The sequence below is a fragment of the Nitratidesulfovibrio sp. 1201_IL3209 genome, assembly GCF_036763125.1.
In the GTDB taxonomy this organism is placed as follows: domain Bacteria; phylum Desulfobacterota; class Desulfovibrionia; order Desulfovibrionales; family Desulfovibrionaceae; genus Cupidesulfovibrio.
The window spans coordinates 1-13,258 of the sequence record NZ_JBAIYT010000032.1; the positions used below are offsets into that span (position 1 = coordinate 1).

Sequence of the window (13,258 nt, forward strand, 5' to 3'; positions counted from 1 at the left end):
CAAGGGGTAGCCAAAGAGACAAAGGTACTGGCTTGAACGCAGTGAAAGCAGCGTCCTTTAGGCGCAGGCCGGTAAGATGCCCTTATAGGGCAGAGCAAACCACCCGCTATGCGGGTGGTTTTGATTTTGCCAGAGACATGGAAAGCTGCCCCGCGCGGGCGGGGCGCGTTTCAGCGTTTCGCCGCGTCCCGCGATACGGCGGGGATTGGTCTCTTGCGCAGGAGGGGGCGTCGGCGCCTGTCCAGTTCGTCGGTCAGCGCCTGGGTGGGAAAGCAGCGCAGGATGTCCTGCAGGATGGTTCCGGGGGGCGCTTCGACGACCGCCTGTTCCCCGGAGCCAGGGCCGGATGGCGTGTAGCGGGGGCCGATGCCGGTGACGATCCAGTCGGAATTGATGCCCAGCCGCGTCAGCCGGACCAGCCAGTCCGCGGGGATCACCTCGCTTTTCCTGGCCCTGGCCATTGCCGCCAGCGAGATGCCCAGCAGTTCGGCCAGTTCGGTCCGGGAACGGCACCCGGTGGCCTCAAGGATGCGGGCCAACTGTACCTTGGCGTCTGGCCCGTAGGGTGCGGGGTGTTCCGACATGACAAGCCCTCCGGCGTTGCGGGTAGGCAACTGCCCGGAGGGAGACACCGGCCGCGCAGATTGCCGGGAGCTCACAACCGCCACAGGACGGCGGGATTATTCCCCCTTGCGGGGTATTGTATTCTCCGCACTCCCGACACGTACGCGCGAGAAGACGGTCGTGCCTGCAACGCAAGCACAACCCCGCTGTGTCGGCGGCGGTCCGCCTGTGGAAAAGGTGTTGTGAGCACCTGGGGGCACTATGCCGTAACCGCTTGGAATGCGTCAAGGTGAAGGAAGGGGGCGCGAAAGGAGTCCGCCCGTCCGGAGCAGGGTGGGGTGGGGGTGGGGGTAGGCGGGAAAGCGCATCCGGGGCGGGAACGGGCATGGGAAACGCCCCGGCGCTTTCGGGCAGCCGGGGCGTGGAGCATCAACGGGAATTCTCTGGTTGTTTGTCCGTGTCCCCGGCTACGCCGGATCGCGGGGTCGCCGGACTGGCGGATCGGCGGATAGGCGGATAGGGGAGCAGGCTGCGCGTCAGCGCAGCACCAGCCGCACGCCGCCGGGAAGAGCTTCGAGCACTTCTCCCACGGGATAGGCCGGGTCGCCGGATTCGGCCAGCAGGGCCACGGCCCGGTCCACCAGTTCCGGCTGCACGGCCAGCACCATGCCGCCCGAGGTCTGGGCGTCGAAGGCCACGTCGGCCAGCACGGGGCTGACGCCGGGCTCGGTGCGCACGTGCTTGTGGCAGTAGGCGCGGTTGGCGTGGCTGCCTTCCGGAACCAGGCCCATGCCCGCCAGTTCCGCCACGCCGGGCAGCACGGGCAGGGCGGCGGTGTCCAGGGCCACGGTGACCTCGGAGGCGTTGGCCATCTCCAGGCAGTGCCCGCCAAGGCCGAAGCCGGTCACGTCGGTGGCGGCCTTCAGGCCCAGTTCGCGGATGACCCGGCCTGCGCCCTTGTTCAGGCGCGAGGCCCAGCGGAACAGTTCTTCCTCGTACTCCTCCCACCCCGGCCAACTGGCCTTGACCGCCGTGGCCAGGATGCCGGTGCCCAGCGGCTTGGTGAGCAGCAGCCGGTCGCCGGGGCGCAGGCCCGCGTTGGAGGCCACCTTGTCCGGGTCGATGAGCCCGGTGACGGACAGGCCGTACTTGATTTCGTCGTCCTCCACGCTGTGGCCGCCCACCAGCGCCGCGCCCGCCTCGCGCAGGGCGTCGGACCCGCCGCGCAGGATGTCGGCCAGGATGGTTTCCGGCAGCCGCTTTACCGGAAAGCAGACGATGTTCATGGCGCACCACGGCTCGCCGCCCATGGCGTAGACGTCGGACAGGGCGTTGGCCGCGGCGATGCGCCCGAAGCGGTACGGGTCGTTGACGATGGGCGTGAAGAAGTCCAGCGTCTGCACGATGGCGCGTCCATCGGGCAGGCGCACCACGGCCGCGTCCTCGTTGTGGCGCGTGCCCACGATGACCCTGTCCTCAACGGCGGGGTCGCGCGGAAGGCCCGCCAGGATGCGCTCCAGGTCCCCCGGAGCCACCTTGGCGGCTCAACCGGCGGCCTTGACCGAATCGACAAGCCGAATGCGGCTCATGCCTTGTCCTTGTCGCGGCCCTTGCCGCCGTTCGCCGCGTCCGCGTCCCTGCCGTTGCGCAGGTGGCGGGTGTGCTCGCCGAGGTAGGCGGCAAAGGCCGCCGCCGCCGGAAAACGGTGCCGCCGGGCATGGCGCACCGAGTGGAACTGGCGCGCGGGGCGGCAGTCGTCAAGCTGCAACTCCACCAGTTCGCCCCGGGCGATGCTTTCGGCCACGGCCAGGCGCGAGGTGGCGCTGACCCCAAGGCCCGCGCGCACGTACTGCACCACGGCCTGGGTGCTGTCCACCACCAGGGCCACCGGCAACCGCCGCACGTCCATGCCCGCCGAGGCCAGCGCTTCGGCAAAGGTGCGCCGCGTGCCGGACCCGGCCTCGCGCATGATCCACGGCCATTGGGCCAATTCCTCGACCTGCACGTGGCGCCTGCCGCCCGCCAGTTCCGGCGTGGCCACCACCACCAGCTCGTCGTCCACCAACGGCTCGAACACCAGGTCGGGGTGCGGCTCCACCGCGCCCACCAGGCCCAGCATCAGTTCGCCGTCGCTGACGCGCTGCACGATGTCCGCCGTGTCGCCCACGCGCAGGTGCACGCGCACCGCAGGATAGGTGCGCACGAACCCGGCGATGACCTCCGGCAGGACATGATGCGCGGGTATGGTGCTGCCGCCCACCACCAGGTCGCCGCTGACCTCGTCGCGCAACTGGCCGATTTCGGCCTCTGCGGCGGCAAGGCTGGCGAACGCCTCTGACGCGCGCCGGTAGAGCACCTCTCCGGCGGGCGTGGGCAGCACCTGCCGGCCCATGCGGTCCAGCAGGCGGACGCCCAGTTCCTTTTCCAGTGCAAGGACGTGCGCGCTGATGGTGGGCTGGGAGAGGAACAGGTCCGCCCCGGCCCGCGAAAAACTGCGCAGTTCGTAGACCTTGCAGAACGCTTCGAGTCTTCTGAAATCCAGCATTTCGATTGTGTATATTGATGGAAATGATACGTCAAGAAAGCTGGCGGGTTGGAGGCCATCTTTCTCATGCGCGCATATTGCGCGTATTGGCGCGTACCGGCGTGCGCAGGGCGGCCGCCGGGGCCGGGCGGGCAGGGCGGGGGAAGGACGGGGAGCGCCATGATGCCGCGAACCATCCGGTAAGGCTGGCGGGGCAGGGGGGGAGGACCGCCGTGCCGCATGCCGCGCGCACCCCGCCGGGGCGCGGCTTCCGCCATGACGCGGGCTTGCGCTCCGCTGTCACAAATGGTAAAGGAGCGGGCTTTCCGAAGCGTCGCCGAACCGTCGCCGGAGCGTCCCGAGCCTTGCGGCGCCTGCCGCACGGGGCACCGCCGGGCTGGCGGCACGGGAACGCGCCGTCGCACTGCCGGGGTGGCGGAACTGGTATACGCGCTGGTCTTAGAAGCCAGTGGTTCACACCATGCGGGTTCAATCCCCGCCCCCGGCACCAGCGCACCGCGCCCCGCCAGCCATGGCGCGGCAGGGGCGCCGGGCACGAACAGACTTTCACAAGGAGCGTTGCACCATGGAATATACCGTCGAAGATCTTTCCCCGGTCAAGAAAAAGGTCAACATCACGGTGCCGGTCGAAGAGGTGGAGGCCGCCCTGTCCGCCGCCATCGCCATGTACCGCACCAACATGACCCTTGACGGGTTCCGCAAGGGCAAGGTGCCCGCGAACCTGGTCGAAAGCCGCTTCCGCAAGGAAATCTACAACGAGGCCACCCAGGACCTCGTCAACGTGCATATCAACGAAGTGATGACCGCGCTGGACGCCAACCCCATCTCGCGCATCGACTTCGACGGCGGGCAGCTGGAGCGCGGCACCCCCTTCGAGTACAGCATTTCCTTTGAAGTGCTGCCCGAATTCGACCTGCCCGACTACGACGGCTTTGCCGTGGAGCAGGAAAAGGCCGTGGTGGACGAGAAGGAAGTGGACGAGGTCATCACCCGCATCCGCACCAACATGGCCGAACTGGTTCCCGTGGCCGAGTCGCGCCCCGGCCGTGACGGCGACGTGGTGGTGCTGGACTTCGCCGCGTTCGAGAACGGCGAGCCGGTGGAAGGCATCAGCGCCGAGAACTTCCAGATGAACCTTGGCGACCGCCAGGCCCTGGAAGACTTCGAAAACCTGGTGAAGACCCTGGCCCCCGGCGAAGAGGGCGAAGGCCCCCTGAACTTCCCGGCCGACTTCATCAACCCCGATTTCGCGGGCAAGAGCCTGACCGTGAAGGTCAAGGTGCACGCCGTGAAGGAACGCCGCCTGCCCGAGGCCAACGACGACCTGGCCCAGAAAGCCGGGGGCTTCGAGTCCATGGACAAGATGCGCGAGGCGGTCACCTCTTCCTACATGCAGAGCCGCACCCAGCTTGTGAAGGCCACCGCCCAGAAGACCATGCTGGACAAGCTGCTGAAGATGGTGGACTTCCCCCTGCCCGAGTCCATGGTGGACATGTACGTGGGCCATCTGCTGGACGACATGCGCTCCAAGCTGGAACGCCAGGGCAAGAGCATGGAATCCCTGGGCAAGAAGCCCGAGGAATTGCGCGCCGAAGTGCGCCCCGAAGCCGAGCAGGTGACCCGCACCCAGATCTTCCTGCTGCGCGCCGCCCGCAAGGAAAGCGTGGAAGTGACCGAGCAGGAGATCGACACCCAGATCCAGCAGATCGCCATGCGTTCCGGCCAGGACTACAACGCCCTGAAGGACTACTACATCAAGAACAACCAGATATTCTCGCTGCGCGACCGCATGCTGGCCGACAAGGCCATGGACGCCATCTACGAGAAGGCCACGGTGACCGAAGTGGAGCCCGCCGCGAAATAGCGGCCGCTTCGCCCGCGCGACCTGCGCACTCGAACCGGCCCGCCCGGTTCCTGGATGCATGTTCGGGGCAGGGGGGTGCACCCGCACCTTCCTGCCCCTTGTTTTCGTCGGGGGATTCGTAAAGGAACGCCGTTTCCGGCCGACAAGACGGATGGGCGGCTCGCCGCGCCGGGCGCTCCGGCCGGCGGCAGGAGGGGGTGTCCCTCCGCCGGATGTGGCTGCTCGCGCCCGGCGGCACCGGCCCCGATTCAGCCCGGCCCAGCCCCGCCTGCCGCCGGTGGCGCGGGCAGCCGGAGCGCCACGCGCGCCTTGTGGTGCGGGGCGGTCTTCTGCTATCCTTGAGGCAACGAGTCAGTTTCGCACCGGCCCCGTGACCGCGCATTCCGCATGCGCAGGGTGCGGGCGCCCGCCCGGTAGACGGCCTTCATGGCCGGGGCCGGACACGTCCCCTTCACCGGCCGGATCATCCGGCGCCGCGTGCGCCGTCGCCCTGATCATACAGGACCGCACAGGACCGCGCAGACCGCACGCGACCGCACACGGGTTCCATACGGGCCGCATACGGCCGACACACGCAGGAGAGGCACATGCCAGTTCCCATAGTCATCGAGACCACGGGCCGTTCCGAACGCGCCTACGACATCTATTCGCGCCTGCTGAAGGACCGCATCATCCTGCTGGGCACCCCCATCGACGACCAGATCGCCGCGCTCATCTGCGCGCAGCTGCTGTTCCTCGAATCGGAAAACCCCGAGAAGGAAATCTACCTGTACATCAACTCGCCGGGCGGCTCGGTGACGGCGGGCATGGCCATCTACGACACCATGCAGTACATCACCTCGCCCGTGGCCACCCTGTGCCTGGGCCAGGCCGCCAGCATGGGCGCGCTGCTGCTGGCCTCCGGCGCTCCCGGCATGCGCCACGCGCTGCCCAACAGCCGCATCATGATCCACCAGCCCTCGGGCGGCTTCCACGGCCAGGCCAGCGACATCGACATCCACGCCCGCGAAGTGCTGCGCATGAAGGCCAACCTGAACGAAATCATGGCCCGCCACACCGGCCAGCCCGTGGAGCGGGTTGCCGACGACACCGAGCGTGATTACTTCATGGGACCCGCCGAGGCCAAGGAATACGGCATCATCGACAGCATCCTCACCTCGCGGCGGGATGCCACGCAGAACCAAGCGAAGTAGGTACATCATGGCCAATACCAAGGGCGGCTCGGACCGCGAGCTGCGTTGTTCCTTCTGCGGCAAGGGGCAGGACGCCGTGCAGCGCCTCATTGCCGGGCCCGGCGTCTACATCTGCGACGAATGCGTCTCGCTGTGCAACGAGATCATCGCGCAGGAGCACATCACCGAGACGGTGGAGGAGGGCAAGCTGCTCACCCCCGCCGAGATCAAGGCCAAGCTCGACGAATACGTGATCGGCCAGCACCAGGCCAAGAAGATCCTGTCCGTGGCGGTGCACAACCACTACAAGCGGGTCTTCTTCGCCGGCGCACTGGGCGGCGAGGTGGAACTGGAGAAGAGCAACATCCTGCTCATCGGGCCTTCCGGCAGCGGCAAGACCCTGCTGGCCAAGACCCTGGCCCGCGTGCTCAAGGTGCCCTTCGCCATCGCCGACGCCACCACCCTGACCGAGGCGGGCTACGTGGGCGAGGACGTGGAGAACATCCTGGTCCAGCTGCTCCAGAACGCCGACTACGACATCGAGGCGGCGTCCAAGGGCATCATCTACATCGACGAGATCGACAAGATCTCCCGCAAGGGCGACGGCCCCTCCATCACCCGCGACGTGTCGGGCGAAGGGGTGCAGCAGGCCCTGCTGAAGATCATCGAAGGCACCGAGGCCAACATCCCGCCCAAGGGCGGGCGCAAGCACCCGCAGCAGGAATTCATCAGGATGGACACCTCGAACATCCTGTTCATCCTCGGCGGGGCGTTCATCGGGCTGGACAAGCTCATCGAGCAGCGCATCGGCGGCGGGGCCATGGGCTTCGGCGCCAAGGTGGCCAGCCGCAAGGACGTCCCCTTCGGCGAACTGCTGGGCCAGGTGCACCCCAACGACCTCGTGAGGTTCGGCCTGATCCCCGAATTCGTGGGCCGCATCCCCGTGGTCACCCACGTGGAGGAATTGAGCGAGGACGACCTGGTGCGCATCCTCACCGAGCCCAAGAACGCGCTGGTGCGCCAGTATCAGAAGCTGTTCGAACTGGACAAGGTGAACCTGCGTTTCACCTCCAACGCGCTGAAGAGCATCGCCACCCAGGCCATCGAGCGCAAGACCGGCGCGCGCGGCCTGCGCAACGTCATGGAATCGGTGATGCTGGACATCATGTACAACCTGCCCTCGCAGCAGGACATCAAGGAGTGCGTCATCAACCGCGCCGTGGTGGAGAAAAGCCGCGAGCCGGTGATGATCTACCACACCGAGGCCAAGACCGGCTCCTAGCCACTGCAACGGCGCGGTCCGCAAGGGCCGCGCCGTATGGTTTCGTCCCGCGCGCCGTGCGGGCGCGGCCCCGCCGGAGCCTCCGTCGGCCTTCCCGCAAGCGCCCGCATGCGTTCCCCGTACCCCACGGGGCGCCCCATGCCCGGCGTTGACAACGGGAATCGGGTCACTAGTTTGTGTGCATTGTGCCCCGTCTCGCACGCGGGGCTCCCGCGCCCCCTTCCGGCGCGCGGGCACCCGGCGGCCCCTGCCGCCGTTCTGGAGGAATGAATGAGCGATTTCGACGTTGATGGCGAAAAGGCCCGTCCAGTCCTGGACCTGCCGCTGATGTCGCTGCGCGAGGTGGTGATGTTCCCGCGCTCCATCGTGCCCCTGTTCGTGGGGCGCGAGGCGTCCATCCGGGCCATCGAGAACGCCATCTCCGATTACGGCAAGAAGATATTCCTGGTGGCCCAGCGTGAGCCCGAAGTGGAAAAGCCCGGCGCCGAGGACCTCTTCGAGGTCGGCACCGTCAGCAAGATCCTGCAACTGCTGCGCCTGCCCGACGGCACCATCAAGGTGCTGTTCGAAGGGCTGTACCGCGCCCGGTGGGAAGCGCTGGGCGAAGAAGGCGGCGAGGGCGACTTTCCCCGCGCCTCCATCCTGCCCCTGCGCGAATCCGACGCCCTGACCGCCGAGTCCGAGGCCCTGGTGCGCGCCACGCAGGAAGCCCTGGAGGAATACAGCAAGATCAACAAGAAGCTGGCGCAGGAAACCCTGTTGGCCATCACCGCCATCAATACGGCGGGGCGTCTCGCCGACGCCGTGATGCCCCATTTGAAGGTGGACTACCGCAAGAAGCAGGAAGCGCTGGAACTGGAAGACCCGGTGGTGCGCCTGGAAAAGGTGTACGAGCTGCTCCAGGGCGAGATCGCCATCTCGTCCATGGAAAAGCGCATCAAGAACCGCGTCAAGAACCAGATGGAGCGCAACCAGCGCGAGTACTACCTGAACGAGCAGATCAAGGCCATCCACAAGGAGATGGGCCGCGAGGAAGACCCGCAGGCAGAGGTCAACGAACTGGAACAGCGCCTGGCGGAAAAGAACATGCCCGACGAGGCGCGCGAGAAGGCCCTGCGCGAGATGAAGAAGCTGCGCCAGATGCCGCCCTCGTCCGCCGAGTACACCGTGGTGCGCAACTACGTGGACTGGATTCTCGACCTGCCGTGGAACACCCTGAAGGAAACCGAGATCGACATCGAGAAGGCTCGCGCCGTGCTCGACGCCGACCACTACGGCCTGGAAAAGCCCAAGGAGCGCATCCTTGAATATCTGGCCGTCCAGAAGCTGGTGAACCGCCTGAAGGGTCCCATCCTGTGCCTCGTCGGTCCCCCCGGCGTGGGCAAGACCTCGCTGGCGAAATCGGTGGCCAGGGCCACCGGGCGCGAGTTCGTGCGCCTTTCGCTTGGCGGCGTGCGCGACGAGGCCGAAATCCGCGGCCACCGGCGCACCTACGTGGGCGCGCTGCCCGGCAAGATCATCCAGTCGCTGAAGCGGGTGAAGTTCAACAACCCCCTGTTCTGCCTGGACGAAATCGACAAGATGAGCATGGACTTCCGGGGCGACCCCTCGGCCGCCCTGCTGGAAGTGCTGGATCCCGAGCAGAACAACACCTTCAACGACCACTACCTGGACATGGACTACGACCTGTCGCAGGTGTTCTTCATCACCACGGCCAACAGCCTGCACTCCATCCCCCTGCCGTTGCAGGACCGCATGGAGATCATCCGGCTGCCCGGCTACCTGGAGACGGAAAAGCGCCGCATCGCGCGCGAATTCCTGCTGCCCAAGCAGATCGAGGCGCACGGCATCAAGCCCGAGAACGTGAGGATGTCGGACAACGCCGTGCTGGAGATGATCCGCACCTACACCCGCGAGGCGGGCGTGCGCAATCTGGAGCGCGAACTGGCGGGCGTGTGCCGCAAGGCGGCCATGCAGATCGTGGAGGCCGACGACCTGGACAAGGTGGTCACCGTCACCCGGCAGAACCTGCCCCAGTTCCTGGGCGTGAAGAAGTTCCGCTACGGCGAGCGCGAGGCCAACCCGCAGGTGGGCGTGACCACCGGCCTTGCCTGGACCGAGCTTGGCGGCGAACTGCTGATGGTGGAAACCGCCCTCATGCCCGGCACCGGCAAGGTGGTCATCACCGGCAAGCTCGGCGAGGTCATGACCGAATCGGCCAAGGCCGCGTTGTCCTACGTGCGCTCGCGGTCCAACATGTTCGGCCTGCGCAGCGACTTCCACAAGGACATCGACATCCATGTGCACGTGCCCGAAGGCGCCACCCCCAAGGACGGCCCCTCGGCCGGCATCACCCTGGCCACCTCGCTGGTCTCGGCGCTGCTGGGCGTGCCCGTGCGCAACGACGTGGCCATGACCGGCGAGATCACCCTGCGCGGCCGCGTGCTGCCCATCGGCGGCCTGCGCGAAAAGCTGCTGGCCGCCCATCGTGGACTGATCACCAAGGTGCTCGTGCCGCGCGACAACAAGAAGGACCTCAAGGAAGTGCCCGACGAAATCCTGAAGGACCTCACCATCACCTTCGTGGACCACGTGGACGAAGTGCTGCCCCTGGCCCTGGAAAGCGAGGCCGAAGCCATCTTCTCCGGTCGCGCCGACGAAGGTCTGCCGCTGTTCCGCACCCTGCGCGAAGGCGCGGGCTGCGACGTGGCCCCGCCCGTGCCCACCGCGCATTAGCGGGAACGTGGAAAAGGTTTGATGCAAGAATAACCGGGGGAAGGAACCTTTTGGAAAAGGTTCCTTCCCCCGGACCCCCATCCTCCCAAACTTTTCAATTGGTCCGATGAGCCCCCGTTGCGGAGACGCGACGGGGGTTCTTTTTGGGGATGGAAGGAAAAGAGCGGGGCGCGTGATGCCCATTTGCCGTGTTCGCGGCTCGACAAAAGGAGCCGCCCCGTCCTGAACGGCAGGGCGGGGCGGTCCGTATCCTGGGCGTGGTGCCCGTGCCCTGGCCCCCCTGGCGCGGGGGGCGGGGCGTCGGAAGCGTGGTGTCAGCGCAGGCTGGTGCCCACACTGGGCCGGATGGGTCCCCGGGTGCGCGAGGCGTCCACCAGCAACGGCCGTAGTTCCTCGGAAACCGGCACCGTGGCCGTGCCCATGGCCAGCACTTCGTTGGACGGGGTGTGGATGAGCCGCATGTTGAAGCGCACGGCCTTGGGGGTGATGGTGTAGGTGCCCGCCAGGATGGCCACGCTGGACACGTCCCGGGTGCCCAGCAGTTCCGTCTTGCGGGTCAGCAGCAGTTCGCCCGTTTCCGGCTGGAACAGGATGGTGCGGCCCTTGCGGATTTCCTGCACCCTGTAGCCCGCCTGCACGAACCAGCGGGACATCTCCTCGGCCATCTGGCGGGCCAGTCCGTTAGCCCCTTCCAGGTCGCCCAGGTCCACCGGAGTGGTGACCATGATGCTGATGCCCTTGGCGGGCGGGGCTTCCTGCCCCAGTTTGCGGGCCATCTGGACGTCCATGGCCGAGGCCATGGCGTCGGCGGCCTCGGGCACGCTGGCGGCGGCCGCCGCCAGTGGCAGCAGCAGGCCGATGGTCAGCACGAGCAGGGCGAGTATGCGTTTCATGGGGGTCTCCCGGAATCGCCGCGTCAGCGCAGCGTCTTGATCTGACGGTCCACCACGTCCACTTCGCGGGTCAGGGCGTCGCGCACGTCGTCCGAGCGCGCGGCGGCCAGCGCCAGCAGGTAGTGTTCGCGGGCCAGTTCGTAGCGGCCTTGGGCCTGATAGGTGCGGCCCTGGTGCCAATTGTGCAGCGCCTCGTCGCTTTCGGGCACCGAGGCCACCTGTCTGCCGCATCCCGCAAGGGCGGGAAGGGCAAGGCAGGCCAGCAGCAGAAGGGCGGGAATGCGCATGATGTGCCTCGTTGTATCCGGTTGCGCCTACTTGCGCGTGGTCCGGTCGAAATCGCCGATGTTCATGGAGCCGCCGCTCAGCTTGCGGCCGGTGTTGGCCAGCATGCGGCCCAGAAGGCCGTTGGCGGGCATCACCAGTTCCGCCGTACGCAGCACCAGGCCGTCCGCCGCGCGGATCAGCCGGGCGTTGATGAACACGCTGTACTTGTCGCGGTAGTAGGTGCCCGCCACGAACACGGCCCACCCCTCGCGCGCGGGCAGCACGCCCACGTTGCGCGAAAGCAGGAATTCGCCCTCGCCCTCGCGCGGGCGCAGGGTGCCGGGCAGGCGGTATTCGCGCACCGGAAAGCCGCGCTGGTTGAATTCGTAGAACAGTTGTTCGGCGATGTACCGCCCCAGCGACGACGACTCGTCGAAGTCGTCCTGGTTCACGAACGACGTAGGCAGGGCGATGTACCCCATCAGCGCGTCGTTGGGCACCGTGGACAGCAACTGGTCCACCAGTTCGCGCACCTTCAGCTTCAGTTCGCGGGCCTCCATGTGGTTGGGGTCCGCCTGGGGGCGCGGCACGCCCTTGCTCCAGAACATGCCGCCCTGATTGTCGGGCACCATGAAGCCGTTGTCGTGGGTGACCACCGTGGAAAGGGGCGTGGTCTGCCCGTTCACGTTGGCCTCGCCCGATTCCCTGGCCTCCAGCGGCGCGCCGGGGTCCGCGCCGAGGCGCGGGGGCTGCGGCGCCATGGAGGCGGGCTGCGGCGGGGAAGCCTGCGACTGGCGCATCTCGGCCCCGGCGGGCGTGCCGCCGGGGGGCAGCAGCGGCAGGGCGGCAAGCGCCAGTCCGGTCAGGAGCAGCCCGGCTGAAACCAGCCGAATCAGGACGGGGCCGGTGCGGCCCCGCGCGGCCACGCCCGCGCGGGGCGTGCGGGGGACGCGGGATGGCCGGATGCCGGAACCGGGGCGTTTGCCCTGCCCGGTGTCCGCGCCGCCGTGTCCGGCGGCGGGATCATTCTGCGGAATATGCGACTCGCGGGGTACGCGGGATTCACGGGACATGGGTTGCCTCCGGTGGACTTCGCGCGGCGTCGGGCCGCGCCCCGCATGCCGGGGACACGGGCCGGTACGGATGTGCGGACCGGGCGCGTCCCTGCGGGATGCTTCGTTGCTCGTCCTATCGGCACAAATGCGAAAAGCTTGAGGTTGCCCCCCATGGTGGTGCGGTGCCCGTCATGCCGGAGGCAGAACGACGGCAAGGCGTTGCGCGGGCGGTAAAACGCCGGCGCAACGCACTGGGGCACAGGGCGTGGGATGCACCACCGTCCATGCGGTTTATATTATTTGATTGAACAACTTGGAGCGTTGGCATTGATGAAAGCTATTTTCATGATTGATTTCGTGTCGAGAATATGTGGCACGAAATTGACATAGGTAACACATAAGGGTAATCGCAATAAAAAACATAACACCAGAGCTCGCCGGGCACGCCGTAACACGACGTGCGGCGGACACGGCGGCCTCGCGTGCGGAAAGGCCGCGCGGCGCGGGCGATGGAGCCCGGTTGGCGGTGGCGTGCGACCTGTGCGTTCCGTGCGCCGCAAGCCGCCGCGTGTCACGGGCTGGGGTGTGGGGCCGGGGAGGCCGGACAGGGATGCAAGCCAACGGACAATGCAAGCGCGTGGGCGTGGTGGCGCTGCTGGTGAGCAACCGCGAAGCCTGCGCGGACAAGGTCAATGCCGTGATCAGCGAGTTCGCTTCGTTGGTCATCGGACGCATGGGGGTGCCGTATCGCGAGCGCGGAGTGGGCGTCATTTCGCTGATCGTGGACGGCACCACCGACGAACTGGGGGCGATGACGGGCAGGCTGGGGGCCATCCCCGGCGTGCGCATCAAGACGCTTCTGCTTACCGACGCGGCGTGA

The 13,258-nt window shown here is 67.2% G+C and carries 11 protein-coding genes and 1 tRNA gene; 6 read left to right on the top strand and 6 right to left on the bottom strand.

Translation table 11 applies throughout. From position 1 onward, the window contains the following. Positions 1-170 precede the first annotated feature (170 nt). The 3 genes from V6B97_RS13640 to V6B97_RS13650 all read right to left on the bottom strand — a co-directional run bounded on the left by V6B97_RS13640 (position 171) and on the right by V6B97_RS13650 (position 3,109). Positions 171-584: a helix-turn-helix domain-containing protein gene (locus tag V6B97_RS13640; protein WP_333507054.1), complete on the bottom strand. Its 414-nt coding sequence runs from the start codon at positions 582-584 to the stop codon at positions 171-173. A gap of 516 nt (positions 585-1,100) precedes the next feature. Further along, positions 1,101-2,153, bottom strand: coding sequence for a selenide, water dikinase SelD (selD, locus tag V6B97_RS13645; protein WP_333507055.1), 1,053 nt, complete (start codon positions 2,151-2,153; stop codon positions 1,101-1,103). Beyond that, a complete protein-coding gene (locus V6B97_RS13650; protein WP_333507056.1) occupies positions 2,150-3,109 on the bottom strand; it encodes a selenium metabolism-associated LysR family transcriptional regulator in 960 nt (319 codons plus the stop codon). The genes selD and V6B97_RS13650 overlap by 4 nt, the downstream gene beginning before the upstream one ends. A 405-nt stretch (positions 3,110-3,514) precedes the next feature. On the opposite strand from V6B97_RS13650, the gene V6B97_RS13655 reads away from it, so the two are divergent. The 5 genes from V6B97_RS13655 (at position 3,515) to lon (ending at position 10,163) form a co-directional block, all read left to right on the top strand. Further along, a tRNA-Leu gene (locus V6B97_RS13655) sits at positions 3,515-3,599 on the top strand. Positions 3,600-3,674: 75 nt separating this feature from the next. Further along, positions 3,675-4,973, top strand: coding sequence for a trigger factor (tig, locus tag V6B97_RS13660; protein WP_333507057.1), 1,299 nt, complete (start codon positions 3,675-3,677; stop codon positions 4,971-4,973). Positions 4,974-5,521: 548 nt separating this feature from the next. Beyond that, the gene (gene clpP / locus V6B97_RS13665) at positions 5,522-6,166 is read left to right on the top strand and encodes an ATP-dependent Clp endopeptidase proteolytic subunit ClpP (protein ID WP_333507095.1); all 645 of its coding nucleotides are present in this window, start codon (positions 5,522-5,524) and stop codon (positions 6,164-6,166) included. 7 nt (positions 6,167-6,173) lie between these two features. Continuing rightward, the gene (gene clpX, locus V6B97_RS13670) at positions 6,174-7,427 is read left to right on the top strand and encodes an ATP-dependent Clp protease ATP-binding subunit ClpX (RefSeq protein ID WP_333507059.1); all 1,254 of its coding nucleotides are present in this window, start codon (positions 6,174-6,176) and stop codon (positions 7,425-7,427) included. 270 nt (positions 7,428-7,697) lie between these two features. Further along, positions 7,698-10,163 (top strand): endopeptidase La, encoded by a 2,466-nt coding sequence (gene lon, locus V6B97_RS13675; RefSeq protein WP_333507060.1) that lies wholly within the window; start codon positions 7,698-7,700, stop codon positions 10,161-10,163. 314 nt (positions 10,164-10,477) lie between these two features. On the opposite strand, the gene V6B97_RS13680 is transcribed toward lon, so the two are convergent. The 3 genes from V6B97_RS13680 to V6B97_RS13690 are packed head-to-tail and all read right to left on the bottom strand — an operon-like array spanning position 10,478 to position 12,396. Continuing rightward, positions 10,478-11,056, bottom strand: coding sequence for a FlgO family outer membrane protein (locus V6B97_RS13680; RefSeq protein WP_333507061.1), 579 nt, complete (start codon positions 11,054-11,056; stop codon positions 10,478-10,480). Positions 11,057-11,079: 23 nt separating this feature from the next. Then, positions 11,080-11,343, bottom strand: a complete 264-nt coding sequence (locus V6B97_RS13685) for a hypothetical protein (RefSeq protein WP_333507062.1) — start codon at positions 11,341-11,343, stop codon at positions 11,080-11,082. Positions 11,344-11,370: 27 nt separating this feature from the next. Further along, entirely contained in the window at positions 11,371-12,396 is a 1,026-nt protein-coding gene (locus tag V6B97_RS13690) for a FlgO family outer membrane protein (RefSeq protein WP_333507064.1), read from the bottom strand. Between the two features lie 592 nt (positions 12,397-12,988). Between V6B97_RS13690 and V6B97_RS13695 the strand changes: the two genes are divergently transcribed. Continuing rightward, entirely contained in the window at positions 12,989-13,258 is a 270-nt protein-coding gene (locus V6B97_RS13695) for a TM1266 family iron-only hydrogenase system putative regulator (protein WP_333507065.1), read from the top strand.